The organism is Methyloversatilis sp. XJ19-13 (assembly GCF_024580155.1).
In the GTDB taxonomy this organism is placed as follows: Bacteria; Pseudomonadota; Gammaproteobacteria; order Burkholderiales; family Rhodocyclaceae; genus Methyloversatilis.
This window is the reverse complement of record NZ_JANINH010000001.1, coordinates 451,826-468,284: the sequence shown is the minus strand read 5'-3', so window position 1 is coordinate 468,284 and position 16,459 is coordinate 451,826. Positions and strand designations below refer to the sequence as shown.

At 66.5% G+C, this 16,459-nt stretch carries 14 protein-coding genes and 1 other RNA gene; all 15 read left to right on the top strand.

Going from position 1 to position 16,459, the window contains the following annotated elements:
* The first annotated feature begins 110 nt into the window (after positions 1-110).
* The 15 genes from rnpB (at position 111) to ftsA (ending at position 16,313) form a co-directional block, all read left to right on the top strand.
* Positions 111-513: RNase P RNA component class A (gene rnpB, locus NMQ14_RS02310), an RNA gene on the top strand.
* A gap of 454 nt (positions 514-967) precedes the next feature.
* Complete coding sequence (locus NMQ14_RS02305; RefSeq protein WP_257093109.1) at positions 968-1,420, top strand: division/cell wall cluster transcriptional repressor MraZ; 453 nt, start codon at positions 968-970, stop codon at positions 1,418-1,420.
* A 1-nt stretch (position 1,421) separates the two neighbouring features.
* Positions 1,422-2,336 (top strand): 16S rRNA (cytosine(1402)-N(4))-methyltransferase RsmH, encoded by a 915-nt coding sequence (gene rsmH, locus NMQ14_RS02300; protein ID WP_257093107.1) that lies wholly within the window; start codon positions 1,422-1,424, stop codon positions 2,334-2,336.
* Position 2,337: 1 nt separating this feature from the next.
* Positions 2,338-2,613, top strand: a complete 276-nt coding sequence (gene ftsL, locus NMQ14_RS02295) for a cell division protein FtsL (protein ID WP_257093105.1) — start codon at positions 2,338-2,340, stop codon at positions 2,611-2,613.
* Positions 2,610-4,382 (top strand): penicillin-binding protein 2, encoded by a 1,773-nt coding sequence (locus NMQ14_RS02290; RefSeq protein WP_257093103.1) that lies wholly within the window; start codon positions 2,610-2,612, stop codon positions 4,380-4,382. The genes ftsL and NMQ14_RS02290 overlap by 4 nt, the downstream gene beginning before the upstream one ends.
* An 8-nt stretch (positions 4,383-4,390) precedes the next feature.
* On the top strand, positions 4,391-5,875 hold the full coding sequence (locus tag NMQ14_RS02285) for a UDP-N-acetylmuramoyl-L-alanyl-D-glutamate--2,6-diaminopimelate ligase (RefSeq protein ID WP_257093101.1): 1,485 nt from the start codon (positions 4,391-4,393) through the stop codon (positions 5,873-5,875).
* The gene (gene murF / locus NMQ14_RS02280; RefSeq protein WP_257093098.1) at positions 5,872-7,272 is read left to right on the top strand and encodes a UDP-N-acetylmuramoyl-tripeptide--D-alanyl-D-alanine ligase; all 1,401 of its coding nucleotides are present in this window, start codon (positions 5,872-5,874) and stop codon (positions 7,270-7,272) included. The genes NMQ14_RS02285 and murF overlap by 4 nt, the downstream gene beginning before the upstream one ends.
* Positions 7,262-8,350 (top strand): phospho-N-acetylmuramoyl-pentapeptide-transferase, encoded by a 1,089-nt coding sequence (mraY, locus tag NMQ14_RS02275; RefSeq protein ID WP_257093096.1) that lies wholly within the window; start codon positions 7,262-7,264, stop codon positions 8,348-8,350. The genes murF and mraY overlap by 11 nt, the downstream gene beginning before the upstream one ends.
* Positions 8,350-9,744, top strand: a complete 1,395-nt coding sequence (murD, locus tag NMQ14_RS02270; protein ID WP_257093095.1) for a UDP-N-acetylmuramoyl-L-alanine--D-glutamate ligase — start codon at positions 8,350-8,352, stop codon at positions 9,742-9,744. The genes mraY and murD overlap by 1 nt, the downstream gene beginning before the upstream one ends.
* Positions 9,741-10,904, top strand: coding sequence for a putative lipid II flippase FtsW (gene ftsW, locus NMQ14_RS02265; protein ID WP_257093094.1), 1,164 nt, complete (start codon positions 9,741-9,743; stop codon positions 10,902-10,904). Before murD ends, ftsW begins: the two co-directional genes overlap by 4 nt.
* A complete protein-coding gene (murG, locus tag NMQ14_RS02260; RefSeq protein WP_257093093.1) occupies positions 10,901-11,974 on the top strand; it encodes an undecaprenyldiphospho-muramoylpentapeptide beta-N-acetylglucosaminyltransferase in 1,074 nt (357 codons plus the stop codon). Before ftsW ends, murG begins: the two co-directional genes overlap by 4 nt.
* Positions 11,971-13,371: a UDP-N-acetylmuramate--L-alanine ligase gene (gene murC / locus NMQ14_RS02255; RefSeq protein WP_257093092.1), complete on the top strand. Its 1,401-nt coding sequence runs from the start codon at positions 11,971-11,973 to the stop codon at positions 13,369-13,371. The genes murG and murC overlap by 4 nt, the downstream gene beginning before the upstream one ends.
* A complete protein-coding gene (locus NMQ14_RS02250) occupies positions 13,368-14,294 on the top strand; it encodes a D-alanine--D-alanine ligase (RefSeq protein ID WP_257093091.1) in 927 nt (308 codons plus the stop codon). Before murC ends, NMQ14_RS02250 begins: the two co-directional genes overlap by 4 nt.
* On the top strand, positions 14,287-15,087 hold the full coding sequence (locus tag NMQ14_RS02245; RefSeq protein ID WP_257093090.1) for a cell division protein FtsQ/DivIB: 801 nt from the start codon (positions 14,287-14,289) through the stop codon (positions 15,085-15,087). Before NMQ14_RS02250 ends, NMQ14_RS02245 begins: the two co-directional genes overlap by 8 nt.
* The gene (gene ftsA, locus NMQ14_RS02240; RefSeq protein WP_257093089.1) at positions 15,084-16,313 is read left to right on the top strand and encodes a cell division protein FtsA; all 1,230 of its coding nucleotides are present in this window, start codon (positions 15,084-15,086) and stop codon (positions 16,311-16,313) included. Before NMQ14_RS02245 ends, ftsA begins: the two co-directional genes overlap by 4 nt.
* Positions 16,314-16,459: the final 146 nt, after the last annotated feature.

Here is a 16,459-nt window from a genome sequence, read left to right as displayed (position 1 = left end):
GCTTTCGAGGCAGACGTTCTGACCCCTCTGAACGGCCGGCGACGCGGGTTCTTGAGTGCCGCAGACGATGTTTCTGGCGGCACGCCGACGAGCGGGTAGAATTCGTGCCGGAAGTCCGCCGGGCAACCGCGGCGCGCATGCGCGGAGGAAAGTCCGGGCCCCGCAGAGCAGGATGCCGGCTAACGGCCGGGCGCAGCAAGCCGCGCGAAAGCGCGGCCCAAGGCGACGGAAAGTGGAACAGAAAACATACCGCCGATGGCCGCAAGGATCAGGCAAGGTTGAAATGGTGCGCCCTCGGGCGGGCGGAAACGCCGGGTAAGAGCCCACCGCGTGCGCGGCAACGTGCACGGCACGCAAAACCCCATCCGGGGCAAGGCCAAATAGGGAAGCGATGACGCGGCTCGCGTCGCTTCCGGGTAGGCTGCTCGAGCGACGTGGCAACACGTCGCCCAGATGAATGGTTGCCAGTGCGTTCGCGCACAACAGAACCCGGCTTACAGGCGGACTTCCACTCCCTCCCGGCGCAATGCCCCTTTTTTGCCCCCCCGCATTCCACTCGCCTCCATCCGCTCGATTCCCTGACCCTTCGCTGCTGCTTTCCCATCCCGGCATGCAGCGGCCGCCGCGCCATTCCGCTCCACTTCCGCCCCACTTTGCCCCACCGCGCCCTCGTGAACGGGCAGCTTCTCATCAAGCACATTCAATTCATTTTCTATCCCATTAAAAACAAAAGGTTTTTACCTGAAACAGCGTGAAAAATTCACGCTAAGTCATTGTTGCGACAACAGTTTTGCTTGCATCCGTCTATTGACCCTGACGCAGTCGAAAGCTAAAGTGGAGCAATATTGGATATATAGTGGATTGAAAGTGGGAATACAGTGAATCGGCGGCCAGGCGGCATTCCCGAACCACCCCGCAATCAACTGTATATATCCACAGTATTTGATTCACTTTCTCGGGCATACGAATGTTCTACGGGACAACCCGGCTCACGATGGACGACAAGCACCGGCTTGTCGTCCCCGCTCGTCCGCGCAAGAAGCTGTTGGACCTGTGCGGCGGCGAGGTCGTGATGACGGCGCGTACCCGGGACTTCGTATTGCTCTATCCCGAGCCTGAATTCCTCGCCCTGATGAGCCGGCTCGAGGTCATCCCCGATCTCGACCAGGCCAGCGACGACTTCAAACGCAGTTTCACCGCCAATGCGCGCAACGAAACCATCGATCGCGCCGGCCGGCTCCTGCTGTGCAGCGACCTGCGCGAGCGCGTCGGCCTGATCAAGAGCGTGATGCTGGTGGGCCGCGGCAACCGCTTTGAAATCTGGGACGAAACACGCTGGAGCGAAGAGGCCCGGGCACGCGACGAGCGCGAACAGGCGGCACAACTGCCACCCGACGTTGTCGGCAACTTCAGGTTCTGACATGGCGCACATCCCGGTACTGCTCACCGAAGCACTCGATGCGCTGGCGGTGCGCCCCGACGGCGTCTACGTCGACGGCACCTTCGGTCGTGGCGGCCACAGCCGCGGGCTGCTCGCCCGGCTGGGCGAGAACGGCCGGCTGATCGCACTGGATCGCGACCCGAGCGCCATCGCAGCCGGGCAAGCCATCACCGATGAACGCTTCACGCTGGTGCATGCGCGCTTCGCCGAACTGGCCGACGTGCTGGACGAGCTCGGCGTGACCGCGGTCGACGGCGTGCTGCTGGACATCGGCGTGTCGTCACCGCAGCTCGACGACGCGGAACGGGGCATGAGTTTCAGGCAGGACGCACCGCTGGACATGCGTATGGACACCAGCCGGGGCGAAACAGTGGCGCAGTGGTTGGCGCGCGCAGACGAAGCAGACATCAGGGAGGTCATCAGGGACTATGGCGAAGAACGGTTTGCTTCAGCGATTGCAAAGGCGATTGTTGCTGCTCGGAGCGAGCGGCCTGTCGACACCACAAACCAGCTTGCCCAGATCGTGGCGTCCGCTGTCCGTACGCGGGAGGCGGGCCAGCATCCGGCGACGCGGAGCTTTCAAGCTCTACGGATTTTCATCAATAAGGAGCTTGAAGAGCTTTCGCTAGTGCTGCCGCAGGCGCTGGCTGTGCTGAAGCCCGCCGGTCGGCTGGCGGTGATCTGCTTCCATTCGCTGGAAGACCGCATCGTCAAGCGCTTCATGGCCGACCAGGCCAATCCGCCGCAGCCCCCGCGCGGCCTGCCGCTGCGCGCCGACCAGCTGCCCCGGCCGACGATGACCCTGATCGCACGCATCCGCGCCGGCAGCGAAGAAGTGGCGGCCAACCCGCGCGCGCGCAGTGCCACGCTGCGCGTGGCCGAGAAGGTGGCCTGACATGCTGCGCCTTCATGTCATCCTGATCCTGCTGCTGCTTGCCAGCGCCATTTCACTGGTGTCCGCGCAACATCGCTCGCGCAGCCTGCACACGCAGCTCGAACGCGAACACCAGCGCATGCGCATGCTGGAAACCGAGTGGGGGCAACTGCAGATCGAACAGGGCACGCTGGCTGCTCATGCGCGGATTTCCGATCTCGCCGAAACAAAGCTGAAGATGCATGCACCCGCCCGCAATCAGGTCATCGTGCTCGACAGCCCGGAGGCCGTGCAATGAAGCTCGCACACAACCCGCTGCTGGCCGAACTGCTGCCGGCATGGCGTGCGCGCGCCATGCTGATCGTCATGATGGTGCTGTTCGGCGGCCTGTTCGTGCGCGCCTTCTGGCTGCAGGCTATCGACAACGAGTTCTATCAGCGCAAGGGCGAAGAGCGCTTCTCGAAGGTGCTGCCGACACCCGCGTCGCGCGGCCGCGTGCTCGACCGCAATGAACAGGTGCTGGCCATGAGCACCCAGGTGTCGGCGATCGTCGCCGAAGCGCGACCAAGCCGCACCGAAGCAAAAGCCAAAGCCAATCCGCGCGACATCGGTGCGGAGAAGCTATCGGCCGCACAGATCCGCCAGCTTGCCGACCTGCTCGACATGGACCATCGCGAGGTCGCGCGCAAGATTCCCGAGCAGCGCGGCCGCGGCTATCTGAAGCGTCAGGTGGCACCCGACGTCGCCGAGCGCATCCTCGCCCTGAAGCTGCCGGGCATCCGTGCCGAGCCGGAGTACCGCCGCTACTATCCGCATGGCGAGGTCAGCGCGCACGTCGTCGGCTTCACCGGCATGGACGACAAGGGTCTGGAAGGCATCGAACTGGCAATGAACCGTCCGCTGACCGGGCAGGAGGGCTCGCGCCGCGTCATCACCGACGCGCGCCGCAACGTCGTCGAGGACGTCGAAACGCTCAAGCCGCCGCGCGACGGGGGCGATGTGCGCCTGTCCATCGATACCCGTCTGCAGTTTCTCGCCCACAGCCGCCTGAAGCAGGCGGTGGCCGAACACAAGGCACGGGCCGGCAGCGCCGTGGTACTCGACTCGCGTACCGGCGAGGTGCTGGCGCTGGCCAACTGGCCGACCTACAACCCGAACAACCGCGCCCAGCTGTCCGGCCCGCCGCTGCGCAACCGCGCCTTCACCGACACCTACGAGCCGGGCTCGACGATCAAGCCCTTCGTCGCCGCCATGGCGCTGGACGCCGGACGCTACAGTTTCGAAACGCCGGTCGATTGCACCGGCAAGCTGTACTTCGGCCGCTACGCGATCGGCGACGCACATCCGCACGGCGTGCTGAGCGTGGCCGAGGTGATCCAGAAATCGTCGAACGTGGGCGTGGCCAAGATTGCCGCGCAGTTCACGCCGGAAGAAATGTGGCGCGTCTATGACCAGCTCGGCTTCGGCAGCCCGCTCAAGCTGGGCTTTCCGGGCGAAGCCGCGGGTCGCCTGCGCAACCCGGCCAGCTGGAAGCCGGTCGAGCAAGCCACCATGTCGTACGGCCACGGCATGTCGGTCACGCTGATGCAGATGGCACGTGCTTATATGGTGTTGGCCCGCGACGGCGACCTGATTCCGCTGTCGCTGACCCGCGTCGACACGCCGCCGATCAACGGCCTGCAGGTTTTTTCGGCACAGACCGCGCGCGAAGTGCGTCGCATGCTCGAGCTCGCCGCCGGCCCTGGCGGCACGGCACCGAAGGCGCAGATTCCGGGCTACCGGGTCGCCGGCAAGACCGGCACTGCGCACAAGCTCGAGGGCGGCACCTACGCAAACAAGTACATCGCATCGTTCGTCGGCTTCGCGCCGGTATCCGACCCGCGCTACATCGTCGCGGTGATGATCGACGAGCCGTCGAACGGCATGCACTACGGTGGCCAGGTGGCCGCGCCGGTGTTCTCCGACATCATGAACGCCACCTTGCGCGCAACCGGCGTGGCGCCTGACGCCGCCATGCCGCCGCTGCAGATGGCGCGTGTCAGCGTTCCGTTGAAGGGTGTCCCGTGAGCGCGGCCGTGATCGCACAGGTCCGCGCCGCGCTGTCCAGGCACGGGGTCGAGCCGCGCACGCTGCGCGCCGACTCGCGCCACATCGCGCCCGGCGACATCTTTTTCGCGCTGCCGGGCGAGCGCACCGACGGCCGCCGCTTCATCGACGTCGCGATTGATCGTGGCGCGGCCGCCGTGCTGTGCGAAGCCGGCAGCCCCCCCATCACCACCACGAACCCGCAGGCGCCGGTGATCGAGATCGCCAATCTGCGCCACCATGCCGGCGCACTCGCCGATGCGCTGCTTGATCAGCCGTCGGCGCATCTGCACGTGATCGGCATCACCGGCACCAATGGCAAGACGTCGGTCAGCCAGTGGATCGCGCAGGCACTGCATGCACTCGGTCGCGAATGCGGCGTCATCGGCACGCTGGGCAACGGACTGCCGGGCCGCCTGACCGAGTCCGCCAACACCACGCCCGATGTGGTGAGCGTGCATCAGACCCTGGCCGACCTGCGGCGCGCCGGCGCCACCGCCTGCGCGATGGAGGTGTCGTCGATCGGCCTGCATCAACACCGCATCGATGGCGTACGACTGCATACCGCGGTGTTCACCAACCTGACGCGCGACCATCTCGACTATCACAGCGACATGCAGCACTACGCCGACGCCAAGGCTGCACTGTTCGCCCAGCCGGGTCTGCGGGCTGCGGTGATCAATACCGATGACGCCTTCGGTCGCACGCTGGCGCAGCAGTGCGCCGGGCGGCTCGACGTGACGACTTGCGCCTTCGACCACGCACCGCCGGCGGGCGCGACCGGGCTGCGCGCGCGCAGTGCCGACCTTTCGCACGGCGTGTCATTCGACCTCGTGCATGGGCTGGACCAGCACTCGGCGCGCATCAGCACCTCACTGATCGGGCGTTTCAACATACAGAACCTGATGGCGGTGGCCGGCAGCCTGCTGCATGCCGGCGTGTCGCTGAATGACGCGGCGCACGCACTCGCCGGCCTGATGCCGCCCCCCGGACGCATGCAGGGCATCGGCGGTCAGGGCAAGCCGCTGGTCGTGGTCGACTATGCACACACCCCGGACGCACTCGAACAGGCTTTGATCGCGCTGCAGCCGGTCGCCTCGGCCCGCGGCGGCAGGCTGGTGTGCATCTTCGGCTGCGGCGGCGAACGCGATGCCGGCAAGCGACCGCTGATGGGCACCGTGGCGTGCGAACAGGCACATCAGGTGTGGCTCACCTCGGACAATCCGCGCGGCGAAGACCCGGACGCCATCCTCGATGACATCGCCCGCGGCGCGGTCGAAGGCCGACGGGTGCATCGCATCACCGACCGCGCGCAAGCGATCCGGCAGGCGGTCGCCGAAGCGGTCGCGGCCGACGTGGTGCTGCTGGCCGGAAAGGGGCATGAGAACTATCAGGAGCGCGACGGACGGCGCACGCCCTGGTCGGACATCGATCAGGCACGTGCCGCACTGACGTCATGGGGAGTACCTGCATGAGCGCACTGTGGACCGCGTCGGAAGTGGCTCACGCCTGCGCCGGCACACTGATCGGGCCGGACGTCGCACTGGGCGGCTTTTCGACGGACAGCCGCACCGTGAAGACGGGAGACCTGTTCGTCGCGCTGCGCGGCGATCGCTTCGACGCCCATGACTTCATCGCCGACGTGCAGACGGCAGGCGCTGCCGCAGTCGTGATCGCGAACGACTGCCCGCATGAGGGCGGCTCGCTGATCCGCGTGAGCGACACGCGCCTCGCGCTGGGCGACATCGCGCGCGCCTGGCGCAGCCGCTTCACGCTGCCGTTGATCGGCGTCACCGGCAGCAACGGCAAGACGACCGTGAAGGAAATGATTGCCGCCATCCTGCGCGCGCATGCGCTGAGCGTCGGCTGGCCGACCGGATCGGTGCTGGCAACGCGCGGCAACCTGAACAACGACATCGGCGTACCGCTGATGCTGTTCGGCCTGCGCGACACGCACCGGCTGGCAGTGATCGAAATGGGCATGAACCACCCGGGCGAAATCGCCTGGCTGGCCGGCATCGCGAAGCCGACCGTCGCACTGGTGAACAATGCCCAGCGCGAACACCTCGAATTCATGAACAGCGTCGCCGAAGTGGCAAGCGAGAACGGCGACGTGTTTGATGCGCTCGGCGCCGATGGGGTCGCGGTCATCAACGCCGATGACGAATTCGCCGATTACTGGGCCGGCCGCAATGCGGATCGCCGCATGCTGCGTTTCGGTCTTTCGCCGGACGCCGACGCCGACGTCGGCGCCACCGCGACGCCGACGGGGCTCGGTTACCGGCTCGACCTGCACGGCGTATTCGGCACGGCGCAGATCATGCTGCGCGTACCCGGCCTGCACAACGCGCGCAACGCGCTCTGCGCCGCCACCGCCAGCCTCGCCGCGGGTGCCGACATGGCGGCCGTGGTATGGGCGCTTAACCACTTCGAAGGCGTCAAGGGACGCCAGCAGGTCAGGCGCGGCGCCGCCGGCAGCACGGTCATCGACGACAGTTACAACGCGAATCCGGATTCGGTGCGCGCCGCCATCGACGTGCTCGCCGCGGCAAACGGCCGGCGCGTCCTCGTGCTTGGCGACATGGGCGAAGTCGGCAATCAGGGACCGGCTTTCCATCGCGAAGCCGGCGCCTACGCGCGCGAACGCGGCATCCACGCACTGCATGCGCTGGGTGAAGCCAGTGTCGACGCGGTCACCGCGTTCGGTCCGGGCGCCCTGCACTACACCGATCACGCTGCCATCGCCGCCGCGCTGCATCCGCAACTCGATGCCACCACGACAGTGCTGGTGAAAGGCTCGCGCTTCATGCGCATGGAGCGCATCGCCGAAGCGCTCGTCGCCCCTTCCGGACAGGATTCCCATGCTGCTTGAACTGACCCGCTGGCTGGCCCAGGACACACGCGCCTTCAACGTGTTCAACTACATCACGTTGCGCGCGGTGCTGGCCATGATGACCTCGCTGGCGATCTGCTGGACTTTCGGTCCGCTGCTCATCCGCAAGCTGACCGAATACAAGATCGGCCAGTCGGTGCGCGACGACGGACCGAAGTCGCACCTGACCAAGGCCGGCACGCCCACCATGGGCGGCGCACTGATCCTGATTTCGCTCGGCCTGACCACGTTGCTGTGGGCCGACCTGTCTAACCGCTACATCTGGGTGGTGCTCATTGTCACGCTGGGCTTCGGCGCCGTCGGCTGGGTGGATGACTGGCGCAAGGTGGTGCATCGCAATCCCAAGGGCCTCTCGGCGCGCGCCAAGTTCTTCTGGTCGTCCATCTTCGCCGCCGGTGCCGCGGTCTACCTCGGGCTGACGCCGCAGGTTCCGGCCCAGCTCGACCTCATCGTGCCGTTCTTCAAATCGGTCGCCTATCCGCTGGGCGCCTTCGGGTTCATGGTGCTGACCTATCTGGTCATCGTCGGTACCAGCCATGCGGTGAACCTGACCGACGGCCTCGACGGACTGGCCACGATGCCGGCCGTCATGGTCAGCGGCGCGCTGGCCATCTTCGCCTACGTCGCCGGCAACGCAGTGTTTTCGCGCTACCTCGGCGTGCCCTTCATCCCGGGCGCCGGCGAACTGGCCATCTTCTGCGGCGCGCTGTGCGGCGCCGGCCTGGGCTTCCTGTGGTTCAACGCCTATCCGGCGGAAGTGTTCATGGGCGACGTCGGCGCACTGGCGCTGGGTGCCGCACTCGGCACCGTCGCCGTGGTCGTGCGGCAGGAAATCGTACTTTTCATCATGGGTGGCCTGTTCGTCGCCGAAACGCTGTCGGTGATGATCCAGGTGCTGTACTTCAAGTGGTCCGGCGGCAAGCGCATCTTCCGCATGGCACCGCTGCACCACCATTACGAACTGGGCGGATGGAAGGAAACGCAGGTGGTCGTGCGTTTCTGGATCATCACGCTGATGCTGGTGCTGTTCGGCCTCTCGACCCTGAAGCTGCGCTGATGAGCCTTCTCGGAACCCACATCCTCGTCCTCGGCCTCGGTGAATCCGGGCTGGCAATGGCGCGCTGGTGTGCACGCCAGGGCGCCGTACTGCGCGTGGCCGACAGCCGTGCCGCGCCGCCCGGCATGGATGCGCTGGCGCATGACCTCCCTCGCGCAGAACTGCGTTGCGGCCCGTTCGATGACAGTCTGCTTGATGGCATCGCGCTGCTCGCGCTGTCGCCCGGGCTGGCGCCGCACGAACCGCTGGTGCTGGAGGCGACCCGCCGCGGCATCAAGGTGGTCGGCGAAATCGAGCTGTTCGCGCGCGCGCTGCGCGAGCTGGGCTGGCGCGAACGCACGAAGGTGATCGCGATCACCGGCACCAATGGCAAGACGACCACCACCGCGTTGACCGGCGCGCTGTGCCGCGCCTGCGGCCTGCATACCGAGGTGGCCGGCAACATTTCCCCGGCGGCGCTCGATGCGCTGATGCGCGTGCTCGACGAGGGCGTCGTGCCCGACGTGTGGGTGCTCGAGCTGTCGAGCTTTCAGCTCGAAACCACCAACACGCTGGATGCCGACGCGGCCACCGTACTGAACGTGACGCAGGACCACCTCGATCGTCACCCGGGTGGTATGGCGGCCTATGCAGCGGCCAAAGCACGCATTTTCGGCGCGCACACGGTGCAGGTGCTGAACCGCGACGACAGCCATGTCGATGCGATGCAACGCACGGGCGTGCAGTCGATCCGCTTCGGCGATGGTGTGCCGTCGGGCAGCGACTACGGACTCACCGAAGTGGACGGCGGGCTGTGGCTGGTGCGCGGCACACAGACACTGCTGGCGCTTGAAGACATGAAGCTCTCCGGTCGCCACAACGCTCACAACGCGCTCGCCGCACTCGCGCTTTGCGAGGCGATAGGCCTGCCGCAAGGCTGCTGCATCGCGGCGCTGAAGGCTTTCGCCGGACTGCCGCACCGCGTCGAAACCGTGCTGGACATCGAAGGCATCCGCTTCATCGACGATTCCAAGGGCACCAATGTCGGCGCCACGGTCGCCGCGATCGAAGGACTGGGCCGGCCGCTGAACATCATTCTCGGCGGCGACGGCAAGGGGCAAGACTTCGCACCGCTCGGTCCGGTGTGTGCGCGTCACGCAAGGTTCTGCGCGCTGATCGGCCGCGACGCGTCGGCCATCGCGGCTGTGCTGGCCGACCACGATGTATCGCACCGTGCGTTCGCCACGCTGGAGGAAGCCACCCGTGCAGCGTTCGACGCCGCGCAGCCGGGCGATGCCGTGCTGCTGTCGCCCGCCTGCGCCAGCCTCGACATGTTCCGCCACTACGCGCATCGCGCCGAGGTGTTCATCGCCGAAGCACGCCGCCTCGCCACGCGGCAGGGAGTGCATTCATGAGCAGCAGCATGCGTCTCGATGGGCACCGCCTGCCGGGCAGCGGCCCGCGGCCGGCCGAACTCGATCCCTGGCTGCTGTGGCCGGCGGTCGCGCTGCTGCTGATCGGTCTCGTCATGGTGTATTCAGCGTCGATCGCGGTCGCCGACAGCAGCCGCTTCACCGGCAACCGCTCCGACTTCTTCCTGATCCGCCAGGCGGTGTTCCTCGCCATCGGCGGCGTGGCGGCGCTGATGGCCTTTCAGGTACCGGTGCGCACCTGGCAGGCGTGGTCGATGTGGCTGTTTCTCGGCGGCATCGTGCTGCTGGTGCTGGTGCTGGTCCCCGGCATCGGCAGTGTCGTGAACAATTCGCGGCGCTGGATCAATCTCGGCCCGGTGAACATCCAGCCTTCCGAGCTGGTGAAGCTGTTCACCGTGCTGTACGCCGCCAGCTACATCGTGCGCCGGCTGCCCGAGATGGGCTCGTTCCGGCGCGCCTTCGTGCCGATGGCGCTGGTCATCCTGCTGGTCGGTGCGCTGCTGGTCGCCGAGCCGGATTACGGCGCCTTCGTGGTCATCGTGCTGATCGCCTTCGGCATGCTTTTCCTCGGCGGCATCAACGGCAAGCTGTTCTTTTCGCTCGGACTGGTGGCGGTCATCGGCTTCGCGACGCTGATCCGCTTCAACGAACTGCGCTGGGGCCGCTTCATCGCCTTCCTCGATCCGTTCAACAACGACCCGCTGGGCAAGGGTTATCAGCTGACGCACTCGCTGATCGCATTCGGCCGCGGCGAGTGGTTCGGCGTCGGGCTGGGCGGCAGCGTCGAGAAACTGTTCTACCTGCCCGAGGCGCACACCGACTTCCTGCTGGCGGTGATCGGCGAAGAACTGGGACTGATCGGCGTGGCTACGGTGATCGCGTTGTTCGCCCTGGTGGTGCATCGCGCGTTCGCGATCGGCCGGCGCGCGCTGCTGCTGGAGCGCGCCTACGCCGGCCTGGTCGCCCAGGGCGTGGGCATCTGGTTCGGCGTGCAGGCCTTCATCAACATGGGCGTGAACGTCGGCATCCTGCCGACCAAGGGCCTCACGTTGCCGCTGATGAGCTACGGCGGCTCGGGCATCCTGGTCAACTGCATTGCGCTGGCCATCCTGCTGCGCATCGACTGGGAGAACCGGCGATGAGCAGCACGGCACTCATCATGGCGGGCGGCACCGGCGGCCACATCTACCCCGGTCTGGCGGTGGCGGACGAATTGCGCAGCCGCGGCTGGCGCGTGGTGTGGCTGGGCAACGCCGATGGCATGGAAGGCCGCATCGTGCCGCCGCGCGGCTACGAACTGCAGTCGATCCGCTTCGGCGCACTGCGCGGCAAGGGCGTACTGCGCAAGCTGTTGCTGCCGCTCAATCTGCTGCGCGGCTTCTGGCAGGCGCTTGGCGTGCTCGGTCGCGTCAGGCCGCAGGTCGTGCTGGGCCTCGGCGGGTATGTCACCTTCCCGGGCGGCATGATGGCCGCGCTGCGCGGCACGCCACTGGTGCTGCACGAACAGAACTCGGTCGCCGGGCTGGCCAATCGCGTGCTCGCAAAGGTGGCCGACCGCGTGCTCGCCGGTTTTCCGAAAGCGCTGTCCGGTGCCCAATGGACAGGCAATCCGGTGCGTGCAGACATCGCCGCCCTGCCCGACCCGGCCGCGCGATACGCCACGCGTCGCGGTCCGCTGAACTTGCTCGTGGTCGGAGGTAGTCTCGGGGCGCAGGCGCTGAACGACGCCGTGCCGCAGGCTCTGGCGCTGCTGCCCGAAGTCGCGCGACCGCAGGTCGTGCATCAGGCGGGCGAGAAGAACATGCCTGCGCTCGAAGCCGCGTACGAAAAGGCGGGCGTGACCGGCACGCTCGCGCCTTTCATCCAGGACATGGCCGCTGCCTACGCCGGCGCCGACCTGGTCATCTGCCGTGCCGGCGCATTGACCGTAGCCGAACTGGCCGCGGCCGGCGTGGCGTCGATACTGGTGCCCTTCCCGCACGCCGTCGACGATCACCAGACCGGCAACGCCCGCTTCCTCGCCGACGCGGGCGCAGCGCTGCTGCTGCCGCAGACCGAACTCGACGCGACATCGCTGGCCGCCCTGCTCGGCTCGCTCGATCGCGCGCGACTGCTCGACATGGCGCAACGCGCCCGCGCGCTGGCGCGCCCCGGCGCGGCAGCCGAAGTGGCCGACATCTGCGCCGCCATCGCGCGCAAGGACCCGACATGAAACACAAGATCAATCACATTCATTTCATCGGCATCGGTGGCTCCGGCATGAGCGGCATCGCCGAAGTGCTGCTCAACCAGGGCTATGTCGTCAGCGGCTCGGACCTGGCCGACAACGCGGTGACGCGCCGGCTGGCCAGTCTCGGTGCACGCGTGGTGCAGGGCCATGCGGCGCACAACATCGCCGGCGCAGACGCGGTGGTCACCTCGACCGCGGTCAGCGCCGACAACCCGGAGGTGGTCAGCGCGCGCGAACGGCGCATTCCGGTGGTGCCGCGCGCGCAGATGCTGGCCGAGCTGATGCGCATCAAGCAGGGCGTTGCTGTGGCCGGCACGCATGGCAAGACCACTACCACGTCGCTGATCGCCAGTTGCCTCGCCGAAGGCGGACTGGACCCGACCTTCGTCATCGGCGGCCGCCTGAATTCGGCCGGCGCCAACGCCCGGCTCGGTACCGGCGAATTCCTGGTTGCGGAAGCCGACGAATCGGACGCGTCCTTCCTGTTCCTGTCCCCGGTGGTGTCGGTGGTGACCAATATCGACGCCGATCACATGGACACCTATGGCCACGACTTCTCGAAACTGAAGCAGGCCTTCGTCGACTTCCTCAACCGGCTGCCCTTCTACGGCGTGGCCGTGTTGTGCGTGGACGACGCGAACGTGCGCGAAATCATGCCGCAGGTACCCAAGCAGATCATCCGTTACGGCCTCGATCCGGCCGCCCAGGTGCGCGCCGAGAACGTGCGCGCAGACGGCACGCGGATGCTGTTCGACGCGGTGCGCATCAATGGCACGACGACGCGCATTCCGGTCGCACTGAACCTGCCCGGCCTGCACAACGTGCGCAACGCGCTCGCGGCGATTGCCGTGGCAAACGAGGTCGGTGTGCCGGATCAGGACATCGCGCGTGCGCTGTCGGAGTTCAAGGGCGTGGGCCGCCGCTTCACGCGACATGGCGATATCGCACTGCCGGCCGGCGGCCACTTCACGCTGGTCGACGACTACGGCCATCACCCGGTCGAGATGGCGGCAACGCTGGAAGCCGCCCGCGGCGCCTATCCCGGCCGGCGCATCGTGCTGGCTTTCCAGCCGCACCGCTACACACGCACCCGCGACTGCTTCGAGGATTTCGTGCGCGTGCTGTCGGGCGCCGACGCAGTCGTGCTGACCGAAGTCTATGCCGCGGGCGAAGCCCCCATCGTGGCCGCCGACGGCCGGGCACTGGCCCGCGCGCTGCGCGTCGCCGGCAAGGTCGAACCGGTGTTCGTCGAAGACATCAACGAGCTGTCGCAGACGCTGCTCGACACGGTGCGCGACGGCGACGTCGTGGTCGGCATGGGCGCCGGCTCGATCGGACAGTTGCCATCGAAATTTGCACAGGATCAGGACCGCACATGAGCACTCACACTCCACAGGCCCTCGGCAAAGTCGCCGTGCTGTTCGGCGGCCGCTCTGCCGAACGCGAGATTTCCATCATGTCGGGCAGCGCGGTACTTGCAGCACTGTGCGAGCAGGGCGTGGACGCGCACGCTTTCGACCCGGCCGAACGCGACCTGTGGGAACTGAAGCGCGATGGCTTCGAGCGCGCCTTCATCGCGCTGCATGGCCGCGGCGGCGAAGACGGTACGATCCAGGGCGCACTCGAATGCATGGGAATCCCCTACACCGGCAGCGGCGTGATGGCCTCAGCCATCGGCATGGACAAGTGGCGCACCAAGATGGTGTGGTTGTCGGCCGGATTGCCGACACCGCGCTACAAGCTGCTGCACGCCGGCAGCGACTTCGCGGCTGTCGCCGCCGAGTTGGGACTGCCGCTGTTCATCAAGCCGGCGCGCGAAGGATCGAGTGTCGGCGCGACCCGCGTGAACACGGTGCAGGAACTGCCCGCCGCCTACGAAACCGCTGCGCGCTGCGACCCGCTGGTGCTGGCCGAACAGTTCATCGCGGGGCAGGAACTGACCGCCCCGTTTCTGGGCGAAATGGCGCTGCCCCTGATCCGCATCGAAGCGCCGCGCGGCAATTACGACTACCAGAACAAGTATTTCACCGACGAAGTGAAGTACCACTGCCCGTGCGGTCTGAACGAGGATCTTGAACACGAGATCCAGGCCCTGGTGATGCGCGCTGCGCGCCTGATCGACTGCCGCGGCTGGGGCCGTGCCGATCTGATGCTGGGACAGGACGGCAAGCCCTGGCTGCTCGAAATCAACACCTCGCCCGGCATGACCTCGCATTCGCTGGTGCCGATGGCTGCGCGGGCTGTCGGCATCGAATTCGGTGAACTGTGCCTGCGCATCCTGGAGTCGGCACGTCTTGGCTAGGGGAGCCCCCGCGCGACGCAAACCCGGCCCTCCTGTCGACGAGGGCGGGCTGTGGGACAGTCCGCGCGCGCTCACGATGATTGCCGACTGCATACTGCTGCTGGCCGGTGCTGCGCTGATCTACGCGCTGGTGATCGGCGTCACCCGTCTGCCGCTGTTGCCGCTGCAGGCCGTCACGCTGGACCGTGCGCCCGCTCACCTGACGACGGCCCAGATCGAGGATGCGGCGCGGCGCGCGGTGAATGGCAATTTCCTGACCACCGACATCGAGCGCGCGCGCGAGGTGTTCGAACAACTGCCCTGGGTGCGCAACGCTGCGGTGCGACGTGTCTGGCCCGGCTTCATCGAAGTCGAGCTCGAAGAGCACCGGGCGGTTGCGCGCTGGTGGGTGCCGGACAACACGCCGGCGCGCATGGTGAATACGCAGGGCGAGCTGTTTACGGCTGATCACGACCGCACGCTGCCACTGTTCATCGGCCCGGACGAACAGGCATCGACGATGTTGCAACGGCACATGGAATGGAGCGCAACGCTGTCGCCGCTGCAGCGCCGGATCGACAAGATGGCCCTGACCCGCCGCGAAGCCTGGCAGTTGTTGCTTGATGACGGCTCGCGCATCGAACTTGGCCGCGACGACGACAAGACGCCGATCGCCACACGCCTGACGCGCTACGTCACGACACAGCCGGCCGTGTCGCGCGAAGGCGCCCAGAAAATCCTATACGCCGACCTGCGTTACCCCAACGGCTACGCGATACGTACCGGCAGCACAGCCACCCAGGAAAGACCATGACACGAGACAGCAAGGACCTCATCGTCGGACTCGACATCGGCACGTCGAAGATCACGGCCGTCATCGCCCAGCTGGGCGCCGATGGCCGACTCGACATACTCGGCCTTGCCTCGCAGGAATCGCAGGGCCTGAAAAAGGGTGTAGTCGTCAATATCGAAGCCACCGTGGATTCGATTTCGCGCGTCATCCAGGAAGTCGAACTGATGGCCGAATGCAAGGTGCGCGAAGTGTTCACGGGCATCGCCGGCAGCCACATCCGCAGCTTCAATTCGAACGGCGTCGTCGCGATCAAGGACAAGGAAGTGACCCGGCTGGACCTGGAGCGGGTGGTCGAAACCGCGCGCGCCATGCCGATACCGGCCGATCAGGAAATCCTGCATACGCTGACGCAGGAATTCATCATCGACGGCCAGGACGGCGTACGCGAGCCGATAGGCATGAGCGGCAAGCGGCTCGAAGTGCGCGTGCACATCGTCACCGGCGCGGTTTCGGCGGCGCAGAACATCATCAAGTGCGTGCGTCGGTGCGGTCTCGAAGTGGTGGACCTGGTGCTGCAGCCGCTGGCTTCGAGCCAAGCCACGCTGTCGGACGACGAAAAGGATCTGGGCGTCTGTCTGGTCGATATCGGCGGTGGCACCACGGACATCGCCATCTTCACGCAGGGTGCGATCCGCCATACCGCGGTCATCCCGATCGCAGGCGACCAGATCACCAACGACATCGCGATGGCGATGCGCACCCCGACGGCCGAAGCCGAAGACATCAAGCTGCACTTCGGCGTCGCGATGTCTGCACTGGCCGACGCGGAAGACATGATCGAGGTGCCGGGCATCGGCGACCGCGGACCGCGCCGCATGTCGCGACAGGCGCTGGCCGACGTGATCGAGCCGCGCGTATCCGAGTTGTTCGAACTGGTGCAGGCCGAGCTGCGGCGCAGCGGCTACGAGGAATTGCTGTCATCCGGCATCGTACTGACCGGCGGCAGCGCGACCATGCGCGGCATGGCAGATCTGGCCGAAGACGTGTTCCACCTGCCGGCTCGCGTCGGGGTACCCGAGTACAGCGGAAACCTCGCCGACGTGGTGCGCCATCCGCGTTATGCGACGGCGATCGGGCTGGTCATGGAAGGGGCTGCACAGCGCCGCCGCGGACAGGTTGCACGCGACGGACGCAACGTTCGGCAGGTGCTGGCGAACATGCGCTCATGGTTCGAAAGAAATTTTTGAAAATGCGACTCAAACGGCATCTACGTCATGCGTTGCACTAAGTTTAGTCGTATACTTGTTAAAAATCACTAAATGTAGTGGTTCACCACAAGTATTCGGCTTTTCGCTGCTCGCGAGCCCTCGGGCTTCGAGGCATCTTTGTATAG